We start from the raw sequence: 26,484 nt of genomic DNA, 5'->3' as shown, positions 1-26,484 counted from the left end.
TCAGACGTTCATGGCCGGTACAGATCGGCAGCACCCAGTCGCTGCGCATCTGCACACCTTCGTTCAGCGCCTTCAGAGCCTCATAGTTGAAGGTATATTTCGCCCCTTCGCGTTTGCTGGCCCAGATCATCGTCTCATGCGCGTTGGTAAACCGCTTGCCCCGGAAATTCGGCATCGGGTTCGACTTGCGCCAGACCACATCGTTCAGAATCCAGTATCCCGCATCCTGCAGGGCCGAGCCCACGCGGAAGATGTTATGATAGGACCCAATCACCCAGATCGCACCATTGGGTTTCAACAACCGATGCGCCGCCTTCAGCCAGTCGCGGGTGAACTGGTCATAGGCCCCAAAGCTGGAGAACTGATCCCAATGATCGTTGACCGCATCCACCTGAGAGTTATCCGGGCGATGCAACTGGCCTTTCAGCTGCAAATTATAGGGCGGGTCTGCAAAGATCAGGTCCACGGACGCCTCGGGCAGACTGTTCATCACCTCGATGCAGTCCCCGGACAGGATCGTGTTTAAAGGGAGCGCGGCTGCGCCCTTTGTCTTGATTGTGGTCATTATACTGCCTCAGTTCCACGGCGCTTTTGCGCTCATTTGGTTGAGACAAGGATGAGTCAAAGATGATTCGCCGTCAAATTCTTTTTTGAATCAGCAACTTACGATTTACTCTTGATACAAGATATTGTGGACCGTTTTAAACGAACGTCTATGGTGTGGGGTCACACCGAGATTTTGCAGCGCCTCGCGATGCTGTTTGGTCGGATAACCTGCGTTTCCCTCCCACCCATAGCCGGGATGCTGTTGCGCCAAATCCACCATCAACCGATCGCGCCAGTTTTTGGCAATGATCGAAGCAGCCGCGATTGACACCGAACGCCCGTCGCCCTTGACCACCGCCTGCGCCGGAATTTCCAGACCGCGCGGAATCATGTTCCCGTCGATCAGAAGGTAATCGGGCGCGGGGTCCAGCGCCTGAACCGCGCGGATCATCGCCAGATGCGAGGCGCGCAGGATGTTGTGTTCGTCAATCTCGGCAACCGAAGCCTCGGCCACCGCAATCTCAGCCCGGTCGCGCAAGGCGGCCTCTAACGCGGTGCGCCGTTTCAGCGACAGTTTCTTGGAATCATTCAGCCCCTCGGGGATATCCGCAGGGTTCAGGATCACCGCAGCGGCCACCACAGGCCCGGCCAGCGGCCCGCGCCCGACCTCATCCACGCCTGCGATCCTGACATGACCGCGCGCCATCAAAGCCTGTTCCAGTTCAAAATCCGGTTTTGTCATGCCCATGGCAAACCGCGTTTCGCCCCCTACCGCAAGACAAAAAGAGAGAGGGGGTGGCACACGGCACCCCCTCTCCGGCGCAGCGCTTCTGCTGGCGCTGCTCCTGCTCGACATCCGATTACTGGTAAACCACGCGGTATCCTTGCTGGCGCAGGCAGGCGGGTTCATAGGCCCGCTTGACCTTTTTGCCGTTCCAGAAACCGACCTTGCATTGATGGGGCAGGCTGTTGGCATGTTTGTAATGCTTCTTCAGGCATTTCGGCGCCAGCAGTTGGTGACGCGGGGAATAGGCGTCAAAGGTGCGCAGGCATTTATGCGGCAGGTTGTAGCGCGCCACATGCGGCGGCAGCGGACGGACATGCGGCTTATGACCGTGCGGTTGATACACATGCGGCTTGTGGGGGCGATGGGGTTTGGGCCGCGCATGGATATGATTCTGATGACGGGTCACACGATCCTTGCGCTTTTCCTTGTTATAATGATTGACCGCCGCGCCAATGATCGCAATCGCAGCCAGCCCGCCCAGAATATCCCCGGTATCCGCCGCACGGGCCTGTGTGGTCGAGATGCCGGTTACGGCGACGGCGGTGGCAACGATCAGGGCAATGAATTTCCGGTGCATGAGGTTTGTCCTTTCCTATGGAGCGGCGATCCAGCGAGGAACCGCAAAAGTGATGCCCTCAACCTGGGGCCACCCCCCTCAGACAAGCAATAACGCGCCCTTGTTATCGAATATCAGGTGGCCCGGACCCCTTAAGTTATTGAATATCGGCGCCAGCCATGCGCAGGATGCGGCCTATGAAACAGATCCTCTCTTCTCTGGCCATTGCGGGCCTGATATCGGTCAGCTCGGCCGCGTCGGCAGCGGATTGCTATGCCGATTACAAGGCCAAGCAGGACAACCCGCTGCGCCTGCATTACGGCGTCATGCAGGTGTCGAACTGCAATAAGGGGGCGGCCAGCCAAGAGGTCGCCCAGCGCCTGCGGGCCTCGGGCTGGACCTTGCTGAACGTGATGTCCGTGTTCGGACCGGAAGGGTTGGGTAAAAGGAAGGCCAATGCCGGAAAATTCTATCTCCGTTTCTGAAGCCCGCCGGTCCGGGGTGCGACTGGTCGGTGCGGGGATCGCCGTGATTGTGGCCATTCTGGTCACCGCCGCTGCCTTTCTGTTCTGGACCCTGCCCGACGCCAACGCTTTCAACGCCCGGGTCGAGCGGCTGTTTGTCGAGGCTGACCTGACCTCGCAAACCGAAATCCGCCTGTTGGAGATTCTGGCCCAGTCCGGCACCGCCTTTGCCGACACGCTGTCCAGCTATCGCATGGTCATCTTCGTGCTGCTGGTTTTTGCCAGCGCCATGCTGGTCGCCGCGCTGGTGTTTTTGGTGATGCTGGTGATGTTGAACCGCCGTATGGCGCAGATTGAGCGGACGGGGATTCAGGTGACCTCGCTGCTGATCAGCCGCGAGGAGAATACCGTTTACCTCAACAACATGGATTTCAAACTGACCCCGGCGGCGATTGAAACCCTGTCGATTCTGGCCGAATCCCGTCTGGATGACGAGGTGCTGTCGGGCGCGCAGATCGAGGCGATGATTTCCGGCCGCGACGCCGCCGATTGTGACGAGGCCGCCGGAGCAACGCGGATCAAACGCCTGCGGGACGCTTTGGGCAACCAGATGGTCAGCGAGCTGTTGGTCAAGAACATCGCCAAAAAGGGTTATATGCTGTCCATCGAAAAAGACGTGATTCAGATGATCTGACCCGCACCCTCGCGCAATTTTGCGCGGCGGGGGGCTTGGAAAATTTCCCATCAGGGCCCATCCTATAAGGACCCTTGGCACGGGAGGCGGCCCATGAATATCCATGCCACACCTGATCTGAAAGGCTACGGAATCTCGGTCGAGCGGCTGACAGGCCGCATCGCGATCTTTCGTGGCGACATCCTGCTGGCGGAAAGCGAAAACGCCAAGGTCATGTATGAGACGCGCCTGCCGCCCACGATCTACGTGCCGCGCGCGGATGTTTGCGTTGATCTTGGCCCCGAAACGGATTTGCAGACCTTCTGCCCCTTCAAGGGCACGGCCACCTATCACGACATCGACCTGCCCGGCGAACGGCTGGCCAATTCGATCTGGGCCTATCAGGACGCCCTGCCCGAAAGCGCCGCCATTCAGGGTCATATCGGGTTCATGCCCGGCGCCTTCACCCATACCGATCTGGGTGACAATCAACTGCGCGATCCCGATGACGGCAATATCAGCGGCCCTCTGATCGACTGGTTGATGCGCGGCGCCTCGGACTCTCAGACGCCCGAAGCGTTCACCAAGGCGCTGGCGGAAAAGATGCTGGAACACGGCATCGCCATTCAGCGCCTCAGCATTCTGGCCTGGTCGCTGCATCCTTTGATCGCGGGCAAGCATTACATCTGGGAAAAGGGCGCTGCCGAGATTTCGACCCACGCGCCAACCTATGAAATCTACGACCACCCGGCCTTTATCAACAGCCCGCTGCGCCATGTCTCAAACGGGCTGGGCGGCGTGCGGCAACGGCTGAACGACGACAACCCTCATAACAGCTTTCCCATCATGGGGGAGTTGCGGGCCAAAGGCGCCACCGACTACGTCGCCATGCCGCTGCGGTTCTCAGATGGGCGCACCAACGTTTTGACGCTGACCTGTGATCACCCCGATGGATTCACCACAGAAAATCTGGGATTGGTCTTTGAATGTTCCGCCGTGATCGCCCGGTTCTATGAGGTCTTCATGCAGCGCGAAAACGCGCAGGTTTTGCTAGAGACCTACGTTGGCAAACGTTCCGGCGCACGCGTTCTGGGCGGTGAGATCCGACGCGGCGATGGGGACGATATTGATGCCGCGATCATGTTCTGCGATCTGCGCAATTCAACCGCGTTAGAGGAACAACTGGGTCGCGGAGAATACATCAACGTCCTGAACGCCTTTTTCGAAACGGTGTCGGGCATCGTCCATGACAATGACGGAGAGGTTCTGAAATTCATCGGCGACGCTGTTCTGGCGGTCTTTCCGGCCGGTGATGACGCCACAAAGGCCCGCTGGAACGCGCAACGCACTGCGATTGAGATTGTCGAGCGTCTGGCCGAGCTGCGCCAGTCCGGGCTGGATCACCACTGCGATTGCTCGATCGGGCTGGCCTATGGCCGGGTGACCTATGGCAATGTCGGCTCGCGTGAGCGGCTGGATTTCACGGTGATCGGACAGGCCGCCAATATCGCGGCGCGTCTGGGGGAATACAGCAAATCCACCGGGTATCGGATCGCCGTGTCCGAAGATATCGAACCGGCCTGCGAAAACACTGTGCCGTTAGGTCCTGTCAAACTGCGCAACGTCTCCAACCCGCTGACATGCTTCGCACTGCGGACAGCGGCGGATGCAGCCCTGGACGCCTGAGCCGGTCTGGAACCTTTGACCCGGTTCTGGCGAGGTTCCGGCGCAGGCCATATCCTTGGCCCGGTTGAACCATGGGGAAGCATCGCTAAAGACATCAACCAGACCGCCGCACAACGCGGTTACCCGCCCAGCAGGATCAATGCTGTCTGCGCAGGGGAGATCGTGCTCTGAAGCTGATTGATCTGGTCGCGGGCCAAATATCGATCCGTCAAATCCGCGACCGCTTCCGGGTCGGTGAACTGTGAAAGATCACCCGAGCCGGTCGCGCGGGACAGCTTGTCCTTGAAAACCTCCAACTGTTTGTCGATATCCAGTTGGGCAAAGGATGAAGGCAGACCCAGTGCTGTTTCCATCATACTGCGCAGCGGTGGCAGGCTCATCAGCTCAAACCACTTGGCATCCTCAGTCCCGTCCCCTGCCGCAAGTTCGCTCAGCGTATGTTGGGTATAAAGAGCAATGCGCATGGAGTCGTCGCTTTCGCCCACGGCGATTTCAAACCCGGCAACAAGGTTGTCCTGCACGATCTTCTCCATTTCGGCAGACGATCCGGTTTTGGGCGTATCCCCCGGACCGAATCCAAACGCATCCGCGAAGGCGCTATACCGGCTGTCGGCCAACCGGTTGGCCAGCGCATCGTCAGCCTGGGTTCCGTCAGACAGTATCTTTTGGATGAAGTAGCGGTTGTTGATATCCTCCTCCAGACCAAAGGCCCCCAACGCAACCTGCAAGAGCCGCCTGTCCGAGACCAGATCCTCGGCACTGTCCACCTTGCCAATATTGTCCAGAAAATACTGCGTTTCCCGTTGATTGACATTGGACGTGGAAAAGCTTTCCAACTGGGTGTCATAAGTGCGCTGCAAGAACCGCCAGCCAGCCACCCCGCCGGTTGGTATGACCGGCTGATAGGTCATTGCCGATACGCCATCAGACGTTCCTCACGCGGCAACAAGGATCGCAGGGATTTGAGGCATTTGTAATACTGTTCAGCCACCAGAGCTTCGGTTGCTTCAGTCAGAACACGTCGGCTGTCAGGATCGGTGAAGACCTGACTCAGTTCCTCAACCCGGCGCAGCAACTGCTGACGTGCATTGTCTGGATCGGTATCGCCTGACAACACCAACTGAGCGGCATAACAGACACGGCGAACCGGGGTATTGACTTCTTCCGGATGGATCGCGTCACGCAGGCGTAACACGTTGGCTTCTGGTGTCATGATTGAAAACCGGCTGCGGCGATCTCCGTTTTCGATCACCACGCCGTTGATCAGCACCCGCTCCTTGGGTGCAAGTTTCAGAACCAAGCCGCTCATCAGGTGGCCCTCATCTGGCGCAAACCGCGCAGAACCGCCGTGTTGATATCGAGCAGGGGCTCAACTGTGGCGTTGTTGCCAAGAACCTGACTGCTGTGCAATTCGGTGAATTCCGCCAGATAGAAAATCCGCGCCCGCAATTCATTCGGCAACGCGTTATCCGAATCCGTCACACCGGTTGCCAGCACGCTCCACAAGCGCCGGTTTTCATGCAAAGCCTGAACAAACGCCGCAAAATCCGTGGATTTCCGGGCCGCCGCCGCCTTGAGACGGCGTGTAATTTTCGAGATCGCTTCGTATTCCGTGTCACGCGGAGTGCGGGTCGGCGCGGCGGTTTGCGCATAGGCGCGTTGGGCAAGCGTTTGCGGTGTCACTTGTAATCCTTCCAAGGTCGTCACTGGGCGGTCAGGACCGGGGCGCGAAAACCGCGCCCCGGTCGGGTTTCAGATTTACCGGAACAGCGACAGGATCGACTGCGGCGCCTGGTTGGCGATCGACAGCGACTGGGTGGCCAGCTGCTGCTGAACCTGCAGCGCCTGCAAACGGGCCGAGGTCTCTTCCATATCCGCATCCACCAGCGAGCCGATGCCGGATTTGAACGAGTCGGTCAGGTTCGAAATGAAATCCTTCTGGGTCTCAATCCGGCCCTGCGCCGAACCAAAGGCAGCCGATGCGTCAATGGCGGTATCAATCAGCCCTTCGATGGCGCCAAGCGCAGCTGCGGCGCCCGCATCGGTCGAAACGTCAATCGACGCCAAGGCTCCCAAGCCACCAGAGTTCGCATTTGCGAACTGTCCGCTGATTTGCAGCGAGTCCGACCCTTCATTGGTAATGTCGAGCTGCGCAGCGTTTGTGCCCGGATCATAAACCACCGACACATTGGCATCCGAAGCCTCGATAGCGGTTTTCAAACCGGCGGCAATGATTTCTTCGGGCGCATTGCTACCGGCGATGTCTTCCGCTCGCACAGTGTACGACACCTCTTCGTCACCCAGCCGGATGCTGAAGGTATCGCCTGCAGCCAGAGTCCCCGGATCGGCAATCACAATACTTCCGACGTCATCGCTACCGCCATTCCCGTCGAGGGAGAAGCCAAACGCATCAGCAACGTCTGCCGTTACGCCGTCAGTACCCGTGAAAACATCTGCGGCAGTGTAACCACCGGTCGACAGGTTCTGGGCCGATACGTTGATGGAGGATGCAGTCACGTTCCCGTTGTTGTCACGATCCAGTGACGACAGAACGGTTGCCCCAGAGCCACCATTGACCAGATTGAGACCGTTGAACTGCGCTGCACCTACAACCGATTCAATCTGGTCCTTCAGCGCGCTTACATCGTCATTGATCTTACCCCGATCAACGTTGTCTTCCTGCGCGGCAACGATTTTTTCTTTCATCTGAGTCAGCAGGTCAGTCACGGTCTCGGACGCGTTCCGCGCCACCGCAACCGTCGATTCACCCAGTGCCAGGCTGTCCTTGATGGCGTTGAACCCCTGCACATCGGATTCCATCACCTTGGAAATCGCCCAAACGGCCGAATTGTCCTTGGCCGTGGCGACGTCCTTACCAGTCGAGATCGCGTTCTGGGTCATCTCGAGGTTTTTGTTGACCGATTTCAGGGTCTGCAGCGCAACCATTGCGCCATTGTTTGTCAGAATGCTGGACATTTATGTCATCCTTCTTGAGTTCGGGCGCGTTTGACGCCCATGTTGGTCCCGCCCGACGGACAGGCATTCTGTCGTTCTGACATCTGCGTTGTACCTGACGGTCAGCGCGCCACCCGTTTTCCAAGTGCAGGGCTACCTTTGACCGCCATCTCCTAACGGAGTGCTAAGACGCCCCAACCGGAAAGATCGCATTTGATTCAACCGGCGACATCAGGCGCGTTTTTCCAGCTTGGCCTTGCCGCGCACCGCAAACCCGTTTCGCTGACCGGCAGCGTCATAGGTGCTGAATTCCTGCCGAACGCGGCGCAGTTCGGACATGCGGTTAGCCACCGCGCGAATCCCGTCGGCTGCGCTGTTGAGCAGGGTCTGATTGCGCTCGACCTTCTGCTGCACCCGGATCAGGTCCTGACTGTCCAGCACCTGAAGTTCGTTGATCGCACCGATCAGTTTTTCCTTTTCCGGCGCGGTATTGCCAAGGCGATCCAGATCACCTTCGACCAGCGCTGCGCGTTCCAGATCCAGAACCTCTTCCAGCGCTTTGATCAGATCATTCTGCATGGGTTTTCTCCGTCATTGCAGTAAACAGGGTTTCGGACAGGCCGATGCCGCCGGATTGCGCAAGCTGCCGCGCCTGATGCTGCACCAGAATCGAGGCGAACTGATCTTCACCCGCGCCACCCCCAAAGGAATTGCGCGCCTTGCCCAGCCCGGCGGATTTCAGCATTTCGGCCAGAAACGTCGCCTCAAGCTCGACCGCGGCGGCTTTCAGTTGTGTATCTGCCGAGGACAGAGGGGCGGTGGGTGTGGTGGCGGAAATCTTCATCGGGTTCTCCGAAAATTGCTTCGAACTTTCATGATCAAAGAGGAAAGCAGTTAAAATAAACGTAACTTCCTGCGGGCAGATTTCGGGTCAGACAAACGGAGCCGGAGCAAAATGCCCAACCCGCTGATACTGACAACTGCCGCGCCGCAGGCAGAAGCAAAGCCCGAGAAACAGCCGCGCCATGCGCAGGACCCCGAAGGAGGGGCGACCTTTGAAGATATCCTGAAGGGCGCGATCCCTGAGAAGACAGAGGAGCCCGCCGCAGTCGATGCAACCGTGGCTCTGGATGTCAAAACCGATTCGGTCGAACCGGAATCTGAGGTGGCTCAGCCGACACTGCCGACGATTGAGAACACGCCTCCGAAAGATCGAGAACCATCTGTCGAATTGATTGCCACTAACCCTGAGACACCTAGACAAGTGTCGCAGCCGGATAGGGTCACGCTAGGGGAAAAAGCGCTGGCACAGCCGATGGTTGGCGATAAAACGACGCCTTCCTTGCCGGATGCAAAGCCACTTCTGCGGATGGATATTCAGGCACAGCCGGAAACGGCACGAGACCAACCCGCCAGAACACCGCAACATGCGCCTGCAAGCCAGATCGCCGAGCAGGCGATCATCATGCGGGCCTCTGTCGCCGCGCCGGAAAAGACGGTCGAGCAAACGGTCAAACCTTCCCAAACGCATGCCGAGCCAACCACGGTGTCCGCAGTGGTCGAGAAGGCTCCGATTACTGTTCCGAAGACCGAGGTGAAACGCGCGCCATTGGTGGTTAATCAACCTCAACCCGCCGGGCCGGTTGAGGTGAACCCTGCTGATCTTGCGCCCGAATCATTGGAGGAAGGCGAAGGGATCACAGTCACCAAGACTGACTCGACTTTCGGCACGGTAAGGGAAGGGGCAGCCCCTCAGACAACCGGGCCTGCTCGGGCGGACATCGCCCGCGCCGTCGCCGGGCAGATGGCTGCTGTCATTGCCGCAAAGCCGGGCTCTGGTGGGGTGGAAATCGCGCTGAGCCCCGAAGAACTGGGCCGCGTGTCGATCACCCTGAACGGCCGCGAGGACGGGTTGCACCTGACCATCGCCGCCGAACGACCCGAAACGCTGGACCTTATGCGACGGCATATCGCGGTGTTGACCGAAGAATTCCAGAAACTTGGCTATGGTGATCTGTCCTTTGACCTCGGGACATCGGCAGATACGCCGCAGGACCGTGAAAACGACAACCCTCAAACGGCTTATGACGTCGACGACCCGCAGCCCGAACCCGCCGCTCATCCCATTCCAACCGGCCTTGTTCAGGGCCTTGATATGAGGCTTTGACCCATGATCTCTGCAATCAGTTCCACGCCCCAGACCAGTGCAACGACCCAATCCGACAGCGGCTCTGGCACCGCTGCGCTGACCTCGGATTTCGAAACTTTCCTGCTGCTGCTCACGACACAGGCTCAGAATCAGGACCCGTTGGAGCCGATCGATTCTTCGGAATATGCGGCCCAGCTGGCACAGTTCTCGATGGTCGAACAGCAGGTACAGACCAATGATCTGCTGTCCGAACTGACCGCCGCATTTGGTGGCAGCAATCTGGATCAACTGGCCAGTTGGGTTGGTATGGACGTCCAGACCACCGCCGCGTTCCAGTTCGACAGCACGCCGGTCACGCTTTCGGCCAATGGCGATCCGAATGCGGACAGTGCGGTGATGGTCATCCGAAACGCCAATGGCGAGGTTGTCGACCGGATTTCGGTATCGGTCGGTACGAATGAGTTCACCTGGGCCGGGGTGGATGATGCAGGCAACCCGATGCCCGCCGGGGCGTATTCGGCCAGTTTGGAAAGCTATCAGGGGGAAGAACTGGTGTCCCAGACACCGGCCTCGACCTATAGCACGGTGGTCGAGGCTCAGATCAACGGCGGCGCAATTGTTCTGACACTGGATAGCGGGGCCGAGATTCTGACCGATGATGTCAGCGGGGTCCGCGCAGGAGCTTGATCTGACAGGCCGCGCGGTCCAAAGCTTGGCCAACCGCGATTCGCCTGAAGATACTGGGTGCCCCTCTGACCGATCACGCCCCGCCACCATTCGATCTTGTCGCCCAACTGGGTGAACAGGGGCTTGTTGAACCGGGTGCCCGGTTCGAGACCCTGTATGGAGGGCGCACGAACCAGGTCTGGAAAGTGCAGGGAGGCCACTGCGATTCGGTGCTGAAACTGTATCGCACGACGCTGAGGAACCCGCTTTTCGGCAATGATGCAGGGCATGAGGCGGCATGTCTGCGTGCCCTGCAAAGCACCGGATTTGTGCCCAACCTGCGGGCAACGGGGGCATTCGAAGGGGATCGCTGGGTACTCTACGACCACGCGCCCGGTGCGCCGTGGCGGCAGGGGGCGGACAAGGTCGGGCGGCTTCTGCGCAAACTGCATGGCGTTCCCGCCGAGGTTTCGGTGCCTCCCGGGTGTAATGGCAGCGCCGATCTGGCCCGACATGGCGCGCGTATTCTGGCCGGGTGCCAGTCCGACAGGCGCGACGCCTTGGCGGCGATGCAGCCCCAAAGTACCGTCGCACCGTCATCAAAGACCTGTCTTGTGCACGGCGATCCGGTGCCGGGCAATATTCTTGAGGACGAAACGGGCCTGACGTTGATCGACTGGCAATGTCCGGTCATGGGAGACCCGTGCGAAGATCTTGCCATGTTCCTGTCCCCCGCCATGCAGCATCTGTACCGCTCGGAACCGTTGTCCACGGATGAAGAGGCCGCATTTCTGGTGGCCTATGATGATGCAGACACCGTCGACCGGTATCAGATGCTGAAACCCTGGTATGCGTGGCGTATGGCAGCCTATTGCCTTTGGCGCGCCGAAAACGGGTCCCCGGACTATCTGACCGGGTTGGAATTGGAACTCGCCGCGCTTTAATCTGGTAACGGGCCTTACAGATCAGCCAATGCCAAAAGGGCATAGGCCGGGGGCATCACCACCCGGCGCCATCGACCCAAGGGAAACCGGTTGGGCTCGCTGGAGATCGGCAGCGGCAGGCCCGACGACTGGCCCAGCGCCATCCGCGCCAGCGCCCGACCGCAATAGCTCCCCATCGCGACGCCGTTGCCGTGATAGGCAAAGCCCGCGAACATGCCCGGCTGGGCGGGCACCGGACCAGCGAACGGCGTCAACCCTCGGGACAGACACACCATTCCCGACCAGATATGGGTGATCTCAACACCACCCCAAGCCGGGAACATGCGGTGAAAATCCCGGACCAGCTTGCGCCGTATTTTGGCCTCAGCCGAGGCGGACGCAAACAATCCCCCGCGCATACCGAACAGGAACCGTCGATCCGGCATCAGGCGGAAGTAATGCAGCAAATTGCGCGTGTCGTAAGACATCTGATCGGTCGTCCAGCCTTGCGCCTGTAGCTCGGCATCACGCAGAGGACGCGTGACCATGACGGTGGATTGCGCGGGCATATAGCGGGCGGCCATCCAATCGGGCAGGTCCTCGCTGGAATAGCCATTGGTACAGATCAGAACCTGCGCGGCGCAGATGCGACCCCGTTGGGTTTTCACATCAAACCCGGAACCGGACTTCGTCACATCCCTGACCGCGCTTTGCTGGAACAACTGCACGCCAAGGGACTGCGCGGCGGATGCCAGACCAAACAGGTATTTGCGCGGGTTCAGGCCAAAACCAACCGGCTGTGTATAACCGCCATGAAAGGCCCCTCCGAACCCGAGGGCGGGTAGATCGTCGGGCTCGTGCAATGTCCCGTGCGCATCTGCCGCCCGCCGCAAACGCTCCATCGCGCGGGGGGTATGGGCCAGTTGGGTTTCGCCTTTGGAGTGGGTGTCCGCACTGATTTCATACCGGGTCAGCAGATCAGCAACCAGCGCCACCGCGTCCCCTTCCGCCTGGTCATAAGCCTGCGCAGCATCGCTGCCAAACCGGCGGGTCAGGGCCGCGGTGCTTAGCTTTGATCCGCCGAGGCAACAGAACCCGCCATTGCGACCCGAAGCGCCCCAACCGGGTGTCTCGCCCTCAAGCACCGCGACCGAGGCGCCGCCCTGTGCCAGATGCAGCGCCGCCGACATTCCGGTAAAGCCGCCGCCGATGATGGCAACGTCAACATTGTGATCGCCGATCAGAACCGGCCAGTCCGGGGCCGCAATGGTCTCATCCCACCAGCACCCGGCTCGTGGTTCGGGGCCATAGGCGTAGGCGGGGAAAATCCGCCTCATTCCGCGCGCGCGGCGGCCATTTCATCCTGTTTCTGCCGCATCATTGCCCGTTTGGTGACCAGCGACGCGGTGATGACCCCCACTGTGACAACCGCAATCATCAGCGTGGACAAGGCGTTGATCTCCGGGCTGACACCCAACCGCACCGCCGAGAATATCTTGATCGGCAAGGTCGTGGCCGACGGCCCCGAGGTGAAGGATGCGATCACCAGATCGTCCAGTGACAGGGTGAAGGCCAGCAACCAACCCGAAATCACCGCAGGCGCGATGATCGGCAGGGTCACCAGCCGGAACGCCTGCGCCGCCGAACAGCCGAGGTCCAGCGCCGCCTCCTCCAACGACCGGTCGAAAGTCACGAGGCGCGAGGATACAACGACCGAGACGAAGCACATCGAAAAGGTCGTATGTGCCAGCACGATGGTCAGGATGCCCCGGTCCAGTCCGATGCCGATGAACAACAGCAGCAGCGACAGGCCGGTGATCACCTCGGGCATCACCAAGGGTGCATAGATCATCCCCGAAAACAGCGTCCGGCCAAAGAACCGCCCACCACGCACCAGCACATAGGCCGCAGCGGTGCCCAGAATGGTCGCCAGCGTTGACGAGAACACGGCAACCCGCACCGTCACCCAGGCCGCATCCAGAAACGCCTCATTTTGGAGCAGTTCGCCGTACCACTTGGTGGAAAACCCGGCCCAAACGGTGACCAGCTTGCTTTCATTAAAGCTGAAAATGATCAGGATGATCATCGGTATGTAGAGAAACGCAAACCCCAGCGTCAGCGACACCGCGTTGAACCAGCTGAGCCTGTTCATTGCTCGGCCTCCGTCTGTTTTTGCTGGTTGCGCTGGAACAGCACGATCGGGATGACAAGGATCAGCAGCAAAACCACCGCCACGGCGCTGGCCACCGGCCAGTCGCGGTTGGCAAAGAACTCCTCCCACAGCACCTTGCCGATCATCAGCGTGCCCGATCCGCCCAGAAGCGAGGGGATCACGAACTCACCAATCACCGGGATCATGACCAGAAAACAGCCCGCGATAATGCCCGGACGGGACAGTGGGATCGTCACCAGCCAGAACGCCTGCACCCGGGAACAGCCCAGATCTTCGGCCGCCTCGATCAGCGACTCGTCCATCCGTTCCAGCGCCGAATAGATCGGCAGGATCATGAAGGGCAGATAGGTGTAGACGATCCCGATATAGACCGCTTTTTGCGTGTTCAGAATGGTCAACGGTTCCGCAATGATACCGGTCCACAGCAGGAACTGGTTCAGAAACCCTTCGTTCGACAGGATGCCCATCCACGCATAGACCCGGATCAGGAACGAGGTCCAGAAGGGCAGGATCACCAGCATCATCAGCGTCGGGCGCCATTCCACCGGCGCGCGGGCCATGCCATAGGCAATCGGGTAGCCCACGATCAGCGTCAGAATGGTCGAGATCAGGGCGATCTTGACGCTGGACAGGTAGGCTTTCCAGTACAGCGCGTCCTCGGTCAGCCAGACAAAGTTCTCAAGGTCCAGCGCAGCAAAGAACTCCCTGATCCCCGCCCATCCCTGCGACAGGTCCAGCTTCGGCGCATAGGGGGGAATCGCAAGAACAGAATCCGACAGCGAGATTTTCAGGACGATGAAGAACGGCACCAGAAACAGCGCCAGCAGCCAGACATAGGGTACGGCAATCAGCAGGGCGCGGCGCATCAGTCGGCCAGCAGAACCGCAGCCGTCGCTGTCCAGGACAGCCAGACCGGGTCTTCCCATGTGAAGGACCGGCGCGAGATGCGGCGGGTGTTGGCCGTCTGCGCCTTGATGATGGTGCCGTTGGGCAGCTCGACATGATAGGTGGACAGGTTGCCCAGATAGGCGATGTCAAGCACCTTGCCCTGCACCGCGTTGATCGCATCCGCCGGGCGTTCGGCGGAAATCGCCACTTTCTCGGGCCGGATCGCAAGGTGGCAGGTCTGACCGGTGGAAATCCCGCTGGCCGAGGTCGCCGTCAGCGGCGCCTGCCCTTCGGCCCAGTCGATCTGAAAGGTTTCGCCGCCATTTGCGGTCGCCCGCCCCTGAATGATGTTCACATCCCCGATAAAGTCGGCCACATAGACCGAGTTCGGGGTCTCATAAATCTTGTCCGGTGTTGCCACCTGCATCAGCTTGCCCTGATCCATCACGGCAACACGGCTGGCGACGGTCATCGCCTCTTCCTGATCGTGGGTGACGATGACGAATGTGGTGCCGGTCTTTTCCTGAATGTCCATCAGTTCGAACTGGGTGTCCTGCCGCAGCTTCTTGTCCAGCGCGCCCAGCGGCTCGTCCAGCAACAGCAGTTTCGGCGCCTTGGCCAACGAGCGGGCCAAGGCCACGCGCTGACGCTGACCGCCCGAGATCTGATGCGGCTTGCGGCGGGCGAATTGTTCCAGCCGGGTCAGGCGCAACATCTCTTCGACCCGGGCCTCAAGATCGGGTTTCGGCATTTTGTCCCGACGCAGGCCAAAGGCGATATTCTCCCAGATGCTGAGATGGGGAAACAGGGCGTAGGACTGAAACATCATGTTCACCGCCCGCTTGTTGGGCGGGATCGGGTCGATATCCTGACCGCCCAGCAGAATATGCCCCTCGGTCGGGGTTTCGAACCCCGCCAGCATCCGCATCATGGTGGTCTTGCCACAGCCCGACGGCCCCAGCAGGGCAAAGAATTCCCGCTCGAAAATATCCAGCGACAGAGTGTCGATGGCCGTAAAGTCACCAAACCGCTTGGTGACATTCTGGAACTGGATCAAGGGTTTCGCCTGCGGGTCATCCCACGGCGCAAAGACGTCAGAGTTCAAAACGGCCCCCGTTCGGCTGTCTGGAAAAAGGTGCAAGGCGACCGGGCCGCCTTGCACAAATAAATCGGATCAGGTGCCCGATTTGATCTTGGTCCACATGCGCGTCACGACACGCTGAACCTTTTGCGGATAGGGGCCTTTGATATAGGTGTTCTCCATCGCCTCGGGCGACGGGTAGATCGCCGGATCGGTGATCACGTCTTCCTCAAGGAACTCTTGCGAGGCTTTGTTGCCGTTGGCGTAATACACATAGTTCGACGCGGCGGCCATGTTCTTGGCGTCCAGCATGAAGTTGATGAACTGATGCGCCCCGTCCGGGTTCGGCGCATCGACCGGCACGGCCATCTGGTCGAACCACATCTGCGAGCCTTCCTTGAAGGCGTTATAGGCGATCTCGACCCCGTTCTCGGCCTCATCCGCGCGGTCGCGCGCCTGCAGCACATCACCCGAGAACCCGACGGCCACGCAGATATCCCCGTTGGCCAGCGCGTTGATATATTCCGAGCTGTGGAACTTGTTCACATAGGGCCGGACGGCGGCGAACACTTCCTCGGCCTTGGCGATGTCGGCCTTGTCATGGGAATTTGGATCGACGCCCGCGTACACCAGCGCGGCCGGGACCATCTCATCCGGGGCGTCCAGGAAATACACGCCGCACGCGGCCAGCTTTTCCATGTTCTCGGGGTTGAAGATCAGTTCCATCGAATCGATCGGCGCGTCTTCGCCCAGAATTTCCGTGACCTTGCCAACATTCACGCCCAGCCCGGTCGTGCCCCACATATAGTTGACCGAATGCTTGTTGCCGGGGTCGAACCGCGCCACACGATCAGCGATGACATCCCAGGCATTGCCGATATTGGACAGTTTGGCCGCGTCCAGTTCCTGAAAGGCACCGGCCTCGATCTGGCGGCTCATGAAACTGCCGGTGGGCACGACGACGTCATAGCCCGAACCGCCCGCCAGCATCTTGGTCTCAAGAACCTCGTTGCTGTCGAACACGTCATAGATCAGGGTCAGGCCCGTCTCTTCCTCGAATTTGGACAGAAGCTCTTCGTCGATATAGTCGGACCAGTTGTAAACACGCACCTCTTCAGCAAAAGCCGCCGAAGTCCCCAATGCGATGGTCGCTGTGAGTGTCAGCGTTTTGAGTGACATTTTATTCTCCCTGCAAGTGTACGGGTATCTTCCCGATTTTCTGGATTTGATCAAGTTTTGCGTTTTCCCCCGATCCGCCGTATGGTTTCACGAGGTCTGACACAGGACAAGTCAGGCATACGCGAAAGAGGGTGAACCATTTGGATTTGATCATGGATAAGGCGTCGGGATCAGGGGAAGACGATCAAAAGCGCCCCGCGCATGAACTGGTGTACCAGACGCTGAGATCACAAATCCTGTATGGGGAACTGGTGCCGGGACAACCCGTCACGATACAGGGGCTGACCGATTCCCTGGGCGTGGGCATGACCCCGGTACGCGAGGCGATCCGACGCCTGATCTCGGACGGGGCGCTGGTGTTTCAAGGCAATCGCCGGGTCAGTGTACCGCTGCTGTCCGATGCGGATGTCGAACAGATGATTTTCGCCAGAATTTCAATTGAATCAGAACTTTCCAGACGCGCTACCACAAATATGACCGCTGATGAAGTTGATGATCTGGAGCGTATTGACCTGCGTCTGGACCAAACCATCGCCGACGGTGATGTCGGCGGGTATCTGCGTCTGAACCACAGGTTTCACAGAACTCTGTATACCAAGGCGGATGCACCGATCCTCGACGATATCGCGGAACGGCTGTGGCTCAAGTTCGGGCCATCCCTGCGTGTGGTCTGTGGCCGATTCGGCACCCAGAGCCTGCCTGACCGGCACAAGGACATCATTGACGGGCTGCGCCGTCAGGATGCCGAGCATGTGGCCAAGGCAACCGCGCAGGACATTGTGCAGGGTATGGAACTGATGGTTGGCGCCGCATCTGCCCCCTAAGGTGGTGTGATTCGATTGACAGCGAATAATTTGATCATATTCTGAGCCGCAATCGCGTTTGCAGGAGTATGCCAGATGTCCGTCATCACCAATCACATGCCCACCGCCGAATTGCAGGCGCTGGATGCAGCCCACCATATGCATCCGTTTTCCACCAATGCCGAACTGGAACAGGAAGGTGTGCGCGTCATCACCCGCGCCAACGGGATTTACCTGACCGACAGTGAGGGCGAGGATATCCTGGACGCCATGTCCGGGCTCTGGTGTACCAATATCGGCTATGGTCGGAATGAACTGGCCGAGGTCGCCGCCCGCCAGTTGCGCGAACTGCCCTATTACAACATCTTCTTCAAAACCACCCATGTGCCCGCCATCGCGCTGGCCGCCAAGATTGCCGAGCTTGCCCCAGGCGACCTGAACCACGTTTTCTTTGCTGCCGGCGGGTCCGAGGCGAACGACACCAATATCCGCATGGTGCGCACCTATTGGGCCGAAAAGGGCCAGCCGGACAAGAACATCATCATCAGCCGCAAGAACGCCTATCATGGTTCCTCTGTGGGGTCCGCGTCGCTGGGCGGGATGTCCGGTATGCACGCGCAGGGCGGTATTCCGATCCCGAACGTGCATCACATCAACCAGCCGGACTGGTGGTCCGAAGGCGGCGACATGTCGCCCGAGGATTTCGGCCTGGCCCGCGCGCGCGAGTTGGAAGAGGCCATTCAGGAACTAGGCGAAGACCGCGTCGCCGCCTTCATCGCTGAACCCGTTCAGGGCGCGGGCGGCGTGATCGTCGCCCCCGACAGCTATTGGCCCGAGATCCAGCGCATCTGCGACAAATACGATATCCTGCTGATCGCGGATGAGGTGATCTGCGGCTTTGGTCGCACCGGCAACTGGTTCGGCTCGCAAACCGTGGGGATCAAGCCGCATATCATGACCATCGCCAAGGGTCTCAGCTCGGGCTACGCGCCCATTGGCGGCTCGGTTGTCTGTGATGAGGTCGCCGAGGTCATCGGCAAGACCGAGTTCAACCACGGTTACACCTATTCCGGCCACCCGGTCGCCGCCGCCGTGGCGCTGGAGAATCTGCGCATCCTTGAAGAGGAACAGATCGTCGATCACGTCCGCGATGTCGCCGCCCCCTATCTGAAACAGAAATGGGAGGCTCTGGTCGATCACCCACTGGTGGGCGAAGCCAAGATCGCGGGCATGATGGCCTCTATCGCGCTGACGCCGGACAAGGCCAGCCGCGCCAAGTTCGCGTCCGAGGCCGGAACGGTCGGCTATATCGCCCGCGACCGCTGTTTTGCCAACAATCTGATCATGCGCCATGTGGGCGACCGTCTGATTATCGCGCCGCCGCTGGTCATGACCCCCGCCGAGATTGACGAAATGTTCGTGCGCATCCACAAATCTCTGGATGAGGCGCATGCCGAATTGATCGAAAAAGACCTGATGAAGGCGGCGGTATAGAAGTCCCGATCTCGGGTCCCGGAACGACAGGGGGCAGCTTTCTCAAGCTGCTCCCTTTTTTCGAGCGCTCACCGCATCCGTTGCAGCAGTTTCAGGCTGGCATACCCATCTGGCAACAACCCCTGCGCCAGTTGATAAGCCCGCACGGCGTTGATCGTGTTGGGGCCGATGCGGCCGTCGATGCTCTGCGTATCGAACCCGGCCTGGGTCAGGCGGGTTTGCAATTCCTTGCGTTCAGTGAAGCTCAACGCGCGGTCGTCGCGGGGCCAATCCGCTGTGAACGGGCCGCGCCCGGCCAGACGGTCGGACAAGTGACCGATGCCGATCACATAGGCATCGGCACCGTTATAGGCCTCGATCACCTTGAAATTGTCAAAGATCATCAGCGCAACGCCCTGCCCACCCGCAGGCAGCAGGATCGCGGCGGGACCATGATCGGGCACCGGCGTACCGGACGCGGAAACCACCCCGCGCGCGGCCCAGTCCGATGGCATCAGAGTGACATCGCGCTTGGCCGTGGCATAATCGAACCCCTCGGGCAGGCGCACTTCCACGCCCCAGGGCTGCCCCTTGGTCCAGCCGTGCCGCGCCAGATAAGACGCCGCCGAGGCCAGCGCATCGGTCGGATCATCCGACCAGATATCGCGCCGCCCGTCGCCGTCGAAATCCACCGCGTGTTCCAGATACGAGGTCGGCATGAATTGCGTATGCCCCATCGCCCCGGCCCAACTGCCGGTCATGTTACCGGCGCTCACATCCCCTGCCTGAATGATCTGCAGCGCGGCAATCAGCTGGCCTTCAAAGAACTGCGCCCGGCGCGCATCAAAGGCCAGCGTCGCCAGCGACTGAATGGTCCGGTCATCGCCCCGGAACGTCCCGAACGCGGTTTCCAGACCCCAGATCGCGGTCACGACCTCTTTCTCGACGCCATACTGCGCCTCGATCCGGGTCAGCACATCGCGATGTTGTTCCAGCCCGGCAAGGCCATTCGCGACCCGCGCGTCCGAGACGGCAGCATCCAGATACTCCCAAATGGGTTTCGAGAACTCGGCCTGATTGCGATCCCGCGCGATGACCTCAGTGTCATAGGTCAGACCCGCCAGCGCCTGATCCAATGTTTCGGCAGCGATACCCTGCTGCACCGCCCGTTCGCGGAACGCCCCCAGCCACGCCTGAAACCGCGCATTTCCTTCGCTCGACACCCGAGACTCCTTGGTTTCCAGTCGCAAGGCAGACCGGATGAACACGGTCACATCAGCCGAAGCCTGCTGTATGATCCGCGATCCGTCCTGTGTGTTGGTGGCCTCTGCCTGCACAATATATATCCATAATGCAGCAGTCACGACGCCAACTATGCATCTGCGCATTCCGTTTTTCCTGATGTCTGCTCGGCCACAGAATAGCGTAATTTCGGCCTGCCATAAAGCTTTCAGGCTTCGGCTTCACGCTCTTTTGCCGCTCGCTCGGCCCGGATACGGGCCAGCGCCTCGCGCAGCAAGGGCACGCGGTTGGGGCGAAAGCTGTCCCCGGTGACCTCCATGTCGCGCATCCGGTCCAGGCGGAAAACGCGGAAATCCTGACGCAGATGGCACCAGGACAGCAGCACGCTGGCGCGGTCCACATAAACGATGCTCAGCGGGTTGACCCGCCGTGTCGTGTTGTCGCCCTTGGCATCGGTATAGGCAAACTCGACGGCGTATTCGTCCCATGTGGCCCGGCGCAGATCCGCCACGTCGATCGAGGGCCGCGCCGGGCGGTCAAAGCGGGTGGCGGTCAGCACCGCGTGGCTCAGGCGATGGGACTGGCGCTGCGGCAGCCGCCCCTGCAGCTTGCGCAGCGCCGCACTGGCGGCGTCCGACAGTCCGGGATCGCCAATTGCCTGAACCTCGCGCAGGCCCAGCACCAGTGCCTCAAGCTCATCATCGGTAAAGCCCAAAGGTGGCAAGGTGGCGTCCTCGATCAGGGTAAAGCCGAACCCGGCCTCTCCGTCGATCACCGCACCCAGCTCTCGTAGCGAGTCGATGTCGCGATGGACCGTGCGAGGGGACACACCCAGATCCTGCGCCAACTCGCCGGATGTCTTCGGCGAGGGACCAGAGCGCAGGGCTTGCATCATTTGGAACAGGCGGGCGGTACGGGACATAGTGCAGCCTAGCTTAAACCTGATGACAATTTCTGTCATCAGGCCACAGTATCCATAGGCCATCTCAATCCCTCGGAGGCCCCGATGCTGACCCTTCTGACCTTCCCGTCCGCCTTTGGCCTGTTCAGCGCCAGCCCGTTTTGCGTCAAATCCGCCCTGATGCTGCAACAGGCAGGTCAACGCTGGCAGCGGTCCGATCTGCTGAACCCTGGCAAGATGCCCCATCAGAAACTGCCGGTCCTGCGCACGCCGGAACGCCTTGTCCCCGACAGCGACCTGATCCGCGACTGGCTTGAGGCGCAGGGGGCAGATTTCGACAAGGGCCTCAGCGATGTGCAAAAGGCCCAATCCCGCGCCCTGATCCGCATGGCCGAGGAACATATCTATCATCACGTCGTTCTGGATCGCTGGGGCAATGATGATGTCTGGCCGATCCTGCGCGAGATGTTCTTTGCTGAAGTCCCCGCCCTAATCCGTGGCCCGGTGACACGCGCTGTTCGCAAATCGGTGGTGAAGCGGCTGGACGGGCAAGGCGTATCACGGTTCTCCGAAACCGAACGGCGCGACCGGCTGGAATGCGATCTTGAGGCGATCTCGGCCTATCTATGGCAATCCCCGTTCCTGCTGGGCGACCGGCCCACAGCGGCGGATATGAGCGTCGGCCCCATTCTTGCCGCCATGCGCGCGACACCTGCGGAAACCCGGCTGACCCGGCGGATCAAACAGGATAACCTGCTCAACAGCTATGTAGACCGGATGGAACAAGCGATACCCGTGGCATGAAACCGTTTGAGGACCCAACCGTTGCCGCCGCGTTCAAGGCGCTACCCCCGGGCACCCGCGCCGGGGCGCTGGCCCTGCGGGCGTTGATTTATGACACCGCCGCCACCCTGCCCCGTGCCCAACCAATGCAGGAGGCGCTGCGCTGGGGTCAACCCGCCTATCTGGCACCCAAGGGATCGACCATTCGGCTGGGCGGGCACAGATCGGCACCCTTCGCCCTGTTCGTGCATTGTCAGAGCCGCTTGATGGGCGATTTCACCTCGGCCTTTCCGGGCGAGGATCGGATCGACGGCAACCGGGCCGTGCTGTTCGATAGCCCGGATCAGATCGACGCAACCCGCCATGGCTGGCTGATTGCGCGCGCCCTAACCTATCACTTCTGACGGCGTTTGCGTTCGACCTTGCGCTTGATCTTGTCCTTCTTGCGCTTGGTGCTGACAGCCTTGCGCCGCGCGCCCCGTTTGGCGGGTCCGCGCCCGCGCGGAAGGGCTTGATCGTCGATGGAGAGCAGCTCCAGCTCCAGCCCGCCAGTGACGGGTGTGGCTTCGGTCAGGCGCACGGTGACACGCTGGCCGATGGCGATGATCAGCCCGGTGTCTGATCCCATCAGCGTCCCCGCCTCGCGGTCGAAATGGAAGAACTCACGCCCCAGCGAGCGCACGGGCACCAGCCCATCCGCGCCGGTTTCATCCATCTTCACGAAAGCCCCGAAGCGAGCAATGCCGCTGATGCGGCCTGAGAACTCATTGCCCACCCGTTCGCTGAGATAGGCGGCCAGATAGCGATCCGTCGTGTCACGCTCCGCCATCATCGAGCGGCGCTCGGTGTCCGAGATATGGGTGGCTGTTTCGTCGAGCCGCGCAATTTCATCCTCGGTCAGCCCGTCCTTACCCCAGCCATGGGCCGAGATCAGCGCGCGATGCACGATCAGGTCGGCATAGCGGCGAATGGGTGAGGTGAAATGCGCGTAGTTCCGCAGCGCCAGCCCGAAATGGCCAAAATTCTCGGGGTTGTAATAGGCCTGCGCCATCGACCGCAGGGTCGTCAGGTTGATCAGTTCCGCATCCTCGGTGCCTGCGGCGGCGTTCAGCAATGCATTCAGATGCCGGGTTTGCAACACCTGTCCCTTGGCGAGGTTCAGCCCTGCCGCCTGCGCCGTCTCCCGCAGACTTTCCAGCTTCTCGGGCGCGGGTTCTTCATGCACCCGGAACAACAGCGGGCGGCGTTTGGCGATTAGAGTCTCGGCGGCGGCGACATTGGCGAGGATCATGAACTCCTCGATCAATTTATGCGCGTCCAACCGGTCGCGGAAGGCGACGCTGGTCACTTCGCCCGCATCGCTGAGGACGATCTTACGTTCCGGCAAGTCCAGTTCCAGCGGCTGCCGCGCGGCGCGTGCCGTTTTCAGCGCAGCGTAGGCGGCATAGAGCGGTTTCAGCACCGTCTCCAACAGCGGCCCGGTGCGGTCGTTTGGCGTGCCGTCGATGGCCTCTTGCACCTCGGCATAGTTCAGCGACGCTGCCGAGCGCATCAGGCCACGCACGAAGCGGTGCCCGATCTTGTTGCCGTCCGCGTCGATCTGCATGCGCACGGCGATACAGGCCCGCGGGACGCCTTCGTGCAGGGAACACAGGTCTCCTGACAGCCGATCCGGCAGCATCGGCACCACCCGGTCAGGGAAATAGCTGGAATTACCCCGCTTGCGCGCCTCACGATCCAGCGCGGTGCCGGGCTGCACGTAGGCGGCCACATCGGCAATCGCCACCCAGATCACATGGCCGCCGGGGTTCTTGGGGTCGTCATCGGCATGGGCATAGCAAGCATCATCATGATCCCGCGCATCCGAGGGGTCGATGGTCAGCAGCGGCATGTCCCGTAGATCCTCGCGCCCTTTCAGGCCGGCGGGTTTGGCCTTGTCGGCCTCGTCAATCACCTTGTCCGGGAAATCATCCGGGATGCCATGCTGATGGATGGCGATGAGTGACACCGCCTTGGGCGCAGAAGGATCGCCCAGTCGTTCGACAATCCGCGCACGCGGCAGGCCCATGCGGTTCTTTGGACCGGCCTGTTCGGCCTCGACCAGTTCTCCGTCCTTAGCCCCCAACACCGCGCCATCCGCAACCAGCCATTCGGTCTGGCCGGTCTTGTCGATGGGCACGATCCGCCCGCCCTCGGCCCCTTTGCGAAAGATGCCGACGATCTTGCGCGGGTTTGTTCCGATGCGGCGGATCAGGCGGGCCTCGTAATTGTGGTCTTCCTCATGCACCACGGTCAGGCGGGCCAGAATGCGGTCGCCTTCGCCAAGCGCCGGGTCACTGGCGCGCGCGACGATCAGGACGACGGGTTCGACCCCTTCGCCATGCCACTCCAGCGGACGCGCGAACAGGTCGCCATCGGAGTTCGGCGCCTTCACCTGCAACACACTGACCGGCGGCAAACGATCCGGGTCGCGATAGCTGCGTTTGCGCTTTTCCAGATGGCCCTCGGCCTCAAGCTCTTTGAGGATACGCTTCAGATCAATCCTATCCGCGCCCTTGATGCCAAAGGCCTTGGCGATGTCACGTTTCGAGGTCAGGGTGGGGTTCGCCGAGATCCAGTCCAGGACCTCCTGCTTGGAGGGGATGCGAGTCATATCTTCGGCCTATCACGGGCGTGCGACCGCGTCATGACCAAAAAGGGATCAGGGTTTCAGATCAGCCACCGTGTCCACATCGCGCAACTGATCCAGCATCGCCACCCGGCATCCGGGGGCCGAGGCCAGCGTGTCCGCCAACGCATGCTCGGTCGACCAGCGCACATCATTGAACAGGCCCGCTGGCAACGCGCCATAGCGCTGCGCCCCAACCAGCCAGTACCCTCCGTCCGGCGCAGGGCCGAACACCACTTGCGCACGCCCCAGCACCCGGAACGCATCCGCGATATGACCGCGCGTGATCCCCGGAATATCCGCCCCGATCAGGCAGACTGGCCCTTTCGGCATGTCCCGCAGCATCCGCCCCATCCGATCACCCAGATCGCCACGCCCTTGCGCCGCGCGTGGCAGATCGGCAGGCCAGATGCGGCTGCGCATCCCCTCACGATCCGGCGACACGGCCAGTAAGATCTGCCAGCGCGGATCGCGCAGCCGACGGATCAGCGTCCGGGTCTGATGGCGAAACCACCACGCCGCCCCAACCATGCCCATATCGCGCCCCAGCCGGGTTTTGACACGCCCCGGGCGGGGTTCCTTGACCATGATGACGAGGGTCCGCTGCATGGCGTCAGGCGAAATAGTCTCGCAGGATGCGCGCATAGATGGCCTTGAGCTGCTCGATCTGCGCCACCTCAACGCATTCATCCACCTGATGCATGGTGCGCCCGACAAGGCCGAATTCGACCACGGGGCAATGCGACTTGATGAACCGCGCGTCCGAGGTGCCGCCGGTTGTGGACAGCTCAGGTTGAACACCGGTTTCAGCCTCAACCGCTTGCGCCACCAGATTGGACAAATCACCGGGCGGAGTCAGAAAGCTTTCGCCCGAGATCTTGATCCGAATATCGACCTCGACACCGAATTCTTCGGCCACACGAGCGGCCTCGGCCCGCAGCCAGTCACTGAGGCTGGCGCCGGAGTGCTGGTCGTTGAACCGGATATTCACCGTCCCGCTGCATTGGGCCGGGATCACATTGGTGGCGGGATTGCCTGTGTCCATCGTCACCACGGCCAGCGTGGAGGCGTCGAAGTGATCGGTGCCCCGGTCCAACTCATGACTGGCCAGCCGATCCATCAGACGCGCCATCGCGGGCAAAGGGTTCTTGGCCCGGTGCGGATAGGCGGAATGCCCCTGCACCCCGGTCACCGTGAACCATGCGGTCATCGAGCCGCGGCGACCGATCTTGATCATCTCACCCATCCGGTTCGGACAGGTGGGTTCGCCGACCAGACAGGCGCTCATGCGCTCGCCAGCCTGATCCATGTAATCCAGCAAGGCGGTGGTGCCGTCCAGCGCGTCAGCCTCTTCATCCCCGGTGATGGTCAGGATGATGGCCCCATCTGGCGGCGTGTCGCAGACGAAATCCACAGCGGCGGCGGCAAATGCGGCAACACCAGATTTCATGTCGGTCGCGCCGCGCCCGTACATCACCCCGTCGCGGATTTCAGCCCCGAAGGGCGGCATGGTCCAGGCGGCCTCATCCCCGACCGGGACCACATCCGTATGGCCGTTGAACCCAAAGCTGCGGGCATGGCCCTTTTCCCCCCAGCGGGCAAACAGGTTGGCGATGCCGCCACGATCCACGCGGGTGCAGTCGAACCCGGCACCGGACAACAGACGTTCCAGCAGGACCAGCGCGCCGCCCTCCTCGGGTGTGACCGATGGGCAACGGATCAGGTCCGCCGTCAACTGGATTGGATCGGTCATCAGATGCCTCACGCATGGGGTCCCGTCTGGGTTCGCGCACAGATTCAACGAATTGGCCGAATTGCCAACCCCAATCCGGCAAAAATTTGCCCATTTCGACCCGGCCTTTCACCATGAGACCCCAATAAAACATGC

General features: G+C 60.7%; 29 protein-coding genes. 10 read left to right on the top strand and 19 right to left on the bottom strand.

Features of this window, described 5'->3' with window-relative positions:
• The 3 genes from MPJ51_RS07850 to MPJ51_RS07840 form a co-directional block, all read right to left on the bottom strand.
• Window positions 1–565, bottom strand: a 565-nt coding sequence (locus MPJ51_RS07850) for a site-specific DNA-methyltransferase (RefSeq protein WP_298384266.1), incomplete at its 3' end; no start/stop codon positions are given.
• A gap of 105 nt (window positions 566–670) precedes the next feature.
• Window positions 671–1,288, bottom strand: coding sequence for a ribonuclease HII (locus MPJ51_RS07845; RefSeq protein WP_298384263.1), 618 nt, complete (start codon window positions 1,286–1,288; stop codon window positions 671–673).
• Window positions 1,289–1,406: 118 nt separating this feature from the next.
• Entirely contained in the window at window positions 1,407–1,910 is a 504-nt protein-coding gene (locus tag MPJ51_RS07840; RefSeq protein WP_298384260.1) for a hypothetical protein, read from the bottom strand.
• Window positions 1,911–2,086: 176 nt separating this feature from the next.
• On the opposite strand from MPJ51_RS07840, the gene MPJ51_RS07835 reads away from it, so the two are divergent.
• From MPJ51_RS07835 to MPJ51_RS07825, 3 genes are all read left to right on the top strand, one after another.
• Window positions 2,087–2,374, top strand: coding sequence for a hypothetical protein (locus tag MPJ51_RS07835; RefSeq protein ID WP_298384257.1), 288 nt, complete (start codon window positions 2,087–2,089; stop codon window positions 2,372–2,374).
• Window positions 2,346–3,047: a helix-turn-helix domain-containing protein gene (locus MPJ51_RS07830; protein ID WP_298384255.1), complete on the top strand. Its 702-nt coding sequence runs from the start codon at window positions 2,346–2,348 to the stop codon at window positions 3,045–3,047. The genes MPJ51_RS07835 and MPJ51_RS07830 overlap by 29 nt, the downstream gene beginning before the upstream one ends.
• Before the next feature lie 93 nt (window positions 3,048–3,140).
• Window positions 3,141–4,712, top strand: coding sequence for a DUF427 domain-containing protein (locus MPJ51_RS07825; protein ID WP_298384252.1), 1,572 nt, complete (start codon window positions 3,141–3,143; stop codon window positions 4,710–4,712).
• 119 nt (window positions 4,713–4,831) lie between these two features.
• On the opposite strand, the gene MPJ51_RS07820 is transcribed toward MPJ51_RS07825, so the two are convergent.
• The 6 genes from MPJ51_RS07820 to MPJ51_RS07795 all read right to left on the bottom strand — a co-directional run bounded on the left by MPJ51_RS07820 (window position 4,832) and on the right by MPJ51_RS07795 (window position 8,511).
• On the bottom strand, window positions 4,832–5,623 hold the full coding sequence (locus tag MPJ51_RS07820) for a DUF1217 domain-containing protein (protein WP_298384249.1): 792 nt from the start codon (window positions 5,621–5,623) through the stop codon (window positions 4,832–4,834).
• Complete coding sequence (flbT, locus tag MPJ51_RS07815) at window positions 5,620–6,021, bottom strand: flagellar biosynthesis repressor FlbT (RefSeq protein WP_298384244.1); 402 nt, start codon at window positions 6,019–6,021, stop codon at window positions 5,620–5,622. Before flbT ends, MPJ51_RS07820 begins: the two co-directional genes overlap by 4 nt.
• Window positions 6,021–6,395, bottom strand: a complete 375-nt coding sequence (gene flaF, locus MPJ51_RS07810; RefSeq protein WP_298384241.1) for a flagellar biosynthesis regulator FlaF — start codon at window positions 6,393–6,395, stop codon at window positions 6,021–6,023. The genes flbT and flaF overlap by 1 nt, the downstream gene beginning before the upstream one ends.
• A gap of 75 nt (window positions 6,396–6,470) precedes the next feature.
• Window positions 6,471–7,688 (bottom strand): flagellin, encoded by a 1,218-nt coding sequence (locus MPJ51_RS07805; RefSeq protein WP_298384237.1) that lies wholly within the window; start codon window positions 7,686–7,688, stop codon window positions 6,471–6,473.
• Between the two features lie 210 nt (window positions 7,689–7,898).
• Window positions 7,899–8,246: a flagellar biosynthesis protein FlgN gene (locus MPJ51_RS07800; RefSeq protein ID WP_298384234.1), complete on the bottom strand. Its 348-nt coding sequence runs from the start codon at window positions 8,244–8,246 to the stop codon at window positions 7,899–7,901.
• The gene (locus MPJ51_RS07795) at window positions 8,236–8,511 is read right to left on the bottom strand and encodes a rod-binding protein (protein WP_298384231.1); all 276 of its coding nucleotides are present in this window, start codon (window positions 8,509–8,511) and stop codon (window positions 8,236–8,238) included. Before MPJ51_RS07795 ends, MPJ51_RS07800 begins: the two co-directional genes overlap by 11 nt.
• 111 nt (window positions 8,512–8,622) lie before the next feature.
• Here MPJ51_RS07795 and MPJ51_RS07790 point away from each other — a divergent pair, with 111 nt between their 5' ends.
• Genes MPJ51_RS07790 through MPJ51_RS07780 form a run of 3 tightly spaced genes read left to right on the top strand, consistent with a single transcriptional unit; the run spans window position 8,623 to window position 11,426 of the window.
• A complete protein-coding gene (locus MPJ51_RS07790) occupies window positions 8,623–9,834 on the top strand; it encodes a flagellar hook-length control protein FliK (RefSeq protein WP_298384228.1) in 1,212 nt (403 codons plus the stop codon).
• Between the two features lie 3 nt (window positions 9,835–9,837).
• Window positions 9,838–10,503, top strand: a complete 666-nt coding sequence (locus tag MPJ51_RS07785; RefSeq protein ID WP_298384226.1) for a flagellar hook capping FlgD N-terminal domain-containing protein — start codon at window positions 9,838–9,840, stop codon at window positions 10,501–10,503.
• A gap of 38 nt (window positions 10,504–10,541) precedes the next feature.
• Entirely contained in the window at window positions 10,542–11,426 is an 885-nt protein-coding gene (locus MPJ51_RS07780) for an aminoglycoside phosphotransferase family protein (protein ID WP_337959810.1), read from the top strand.
• 14 nt (window positions 11,427–11,440) lie between these two features.
• Here MPJ51_RS07780 and MPJ51_RS07775 read toward each other — a convergent pair whose 3' ends face one another.
• From MPJ51_RS07775 to MPJ51_RS07755, 5 genes are all read right to left on the bottom strand, one after another.
• Window positions 11,441–12,742, bottom strand: coding sequence for an FAD-binding oxidoreductase (locus MPJ51_RS07775; protein ID WP_298384223.1), 1,302 nt, complete (start codon window positions 12,740–12,742; stop codon window positions 11,441–11,443).
• Complete coding sequence (locus MPJ51_RS07770; protein WP_298384219.1) at window positions 12,739–13,557, bottom strand: ABC transporter permease; 819 nt, start codon at window positions 13,555–13,557, stop codon at window positions 12,739–12,741. Before MPJ51_RS07770 ends, MPJ51_RS07775 begins: the two co-directional genes overlap by 4 nt.
• A complete protein-coding gene (locus MPJ51_RS07765) occupies window positions 13,554–14,444 on the bottom strand; it encodes an ABC transporter permease subunit (RefSeq protein WP_298384216.1) in 891 nt (296 codons plus the stop codon). The genes MPJ51_RS07770 and MPJ51_RS07765 overlap by 4 nt, the downstream gene beginning before the upstream one ends.
• Entirely contained in the window at window positions 14,444–15,571 is a 1,128-nt protein-coding gene (locus MPJ51_RS07760) for an ABC transporter ATP-binding protein (RefSeq protein WP_298384213.1), read from the bottom strand. Before MPJ51_RS07760 ends, MPJ51_RS07765 begins: the two co-directional genes overlap by 1 nt.
• Before the next feature lie 69 nt (window positions 15,572–15,640).
• Complete coding sequence (locus MPJ51_RS07755; protein WP_298384210.1) at window positions 15,641–16,726, bottom strand: polyamine ABC transporter substrate-binding protein; 1,086 nt, start codon at window positions 16,724–16,726, stop codon at window positions 15,641–15,643.
• A 152-nt stretch (window positions 16,727–16,878) separates the two neighbouring features.
• Here MPJ51_RS07755 and MPJ51_RS07750 point away from each other — a divergent pair, with 152 nt between their 5' ends.
• Together MPJ51_RS07750 and MPJ51_RS07745 are read left to right on the top strand one after the other, a co-directional pair.
• Window positions 16,879–17,550: a GntR family transcriptional regulator gene (locus MPJ51_RS07750; protein WP_298384207.1), complete on the top strand. Its 672-nt coding sequence runs from the start codon at window positions 16,879–16,881 to the stop codon at window positions 17,548–17,550.
• A 75-nt stretch (window positions 17,551–17,625) separates the two neighbouring features.
• Entirely contained in the window at window positions 17,626–19,023 is a 1,398-nt protein-coding gene (locus MPJ51_RS07745) for an aspartate aminotransferase family protein (RefSeq protein WP_298384204.1), read from the top strand.
• Window positions 19,024–19,091: 68 nt separating this feature from the next.
• Here MPJ51_RS07745 and MPJ51_RS07740 read toward each other — a convergent pair whose 3' ends face one another.
• Both MPJ51_RS07740 and MPJ51_RS07735 read right to left on the bottom strand, forming a co-directional pair.
• Window positions 19,092–20,390, bottom strand: a complete 1,299-nt coding sequence (locus MPJ51_RS07740) for a lytic murein transglycosylase (protein ID WP_298384200.1) — start codon at window positions 20,388–20,390, stop codon at window positions 19,092–19,094.
• 62 nt (window positions 20,391–20,452) lie between these two features.
• Complete coding sequence (locus MPJ51_RS07735; RefSeq protein WP_298384197.1) at window positions 20,453–21,166, bottom strand: YafY family protein; 714 nt, start codon at window positions 21,164–21,166, stop codon at window positions 20,453–20,455.
• An 84-nt stretch (window positions 21,167–21,250) separates the two neighbouring features.
• Between MPJ51_RS07735 and MPJ51_RS07730 the strand changes: the two genes are divergently transcribed.
• Both MPJ51_RS07730 and MPJ51_RS07725 read left to right on the top strand, forming a co-directional pair.
• Window positions 21,251–21,949 carry a glutathione S-transferase family protein gene (locus MPJ51_RS07730; RefSeq protein ID WP_298384194.1) on the top strand — a complete coding sequence of 233 codons (699 nt, stop codon included), beginning with the start codon at window positions 21,251–21,253 and terminating at the stop codon, window positions 21,947–21,949.
• Complete coding sequence (locus MPJ51_RS07725) at window positions 21,946–22,332, top strand: DUF1801 domain-containing protein (RefSeq protein WP_298384191.1); 387 nt, start codon at window positions 21,946–21,948, stop codon at window positions 22,330–22,332. Before MPJ51_RS07730 ends, MPJ51_RS07725 begins: the two co-directional genes overlap by 4 nt.
• Here MPJ51_RS07725 and rnr read toward each other — a convergent pair.
• Genes rnr through dapE form a run of 3 tightly spaced genes read right to left on the bottom strand, consistent with a single transcriptional unit; the run spans window position 22,323 to window position 26,349 of the window.
• Window positions 22,323–24,581, bottom strand: a complete 2,259-nt coding sequence (rnr, locus tag MPJ51_RS07720) for a ribonuclease R (RefSeq protein ID WP_298384188.1) — start codon at window positions 24,579–24,581, stop codon at window positions 22,323–22,325. The genes MPJ51_RS07725 and rnr overlap by 10 nt on opposite strands.
• 48 nt (window positions 24,582–24,629) lie before the next feature.
• Window positions 24,630–25,205 carry a TIGR04282 family arsenosugar biosynthesis glycosyltransferase gene (locus tag MPJ51_RS07715; RefSeq protein WP_298384186.1) on the bottom strand — a complete coding sequence of 192 codons (576 nt, stop codon included), beginning with the start codon at window positions 25,203–25,205 and terminating at the stop codon, window positions 24,630–24,632.
• A 4-nt stretch (window positions 25,206–25,209) separates the two neighbouring features.
• Window positions 25,210–26,349: a succinyl-diaminopimelate desuccinylase gene (gene dapE / locus MPJ51_RS07710; RefSeq protein ID WP_298384183.1), complete on the bottom strand. Its 1,140-nt coding sequence runs from the start codon at window positions 26,347–26,349 to the stop codon at window positions 25,210–25,212.
• Window positions 26,350–26,484 lie beyond the last annotated feature (135 nt).

This window comes from Ruegeria sp., assembly GCF_028066395.1.
Classification (GTDB): Bacteria; Pseudomonadota; Alphaproteobacteria; order Rhodobacterales; family Rhodobacteraceae; genus Ruegeria.
The sequence above is the reverse complement of the archived record's forward strand: the minus strand, read 5'-3'. Positions and strand labels throughout refer to the sequence as shown.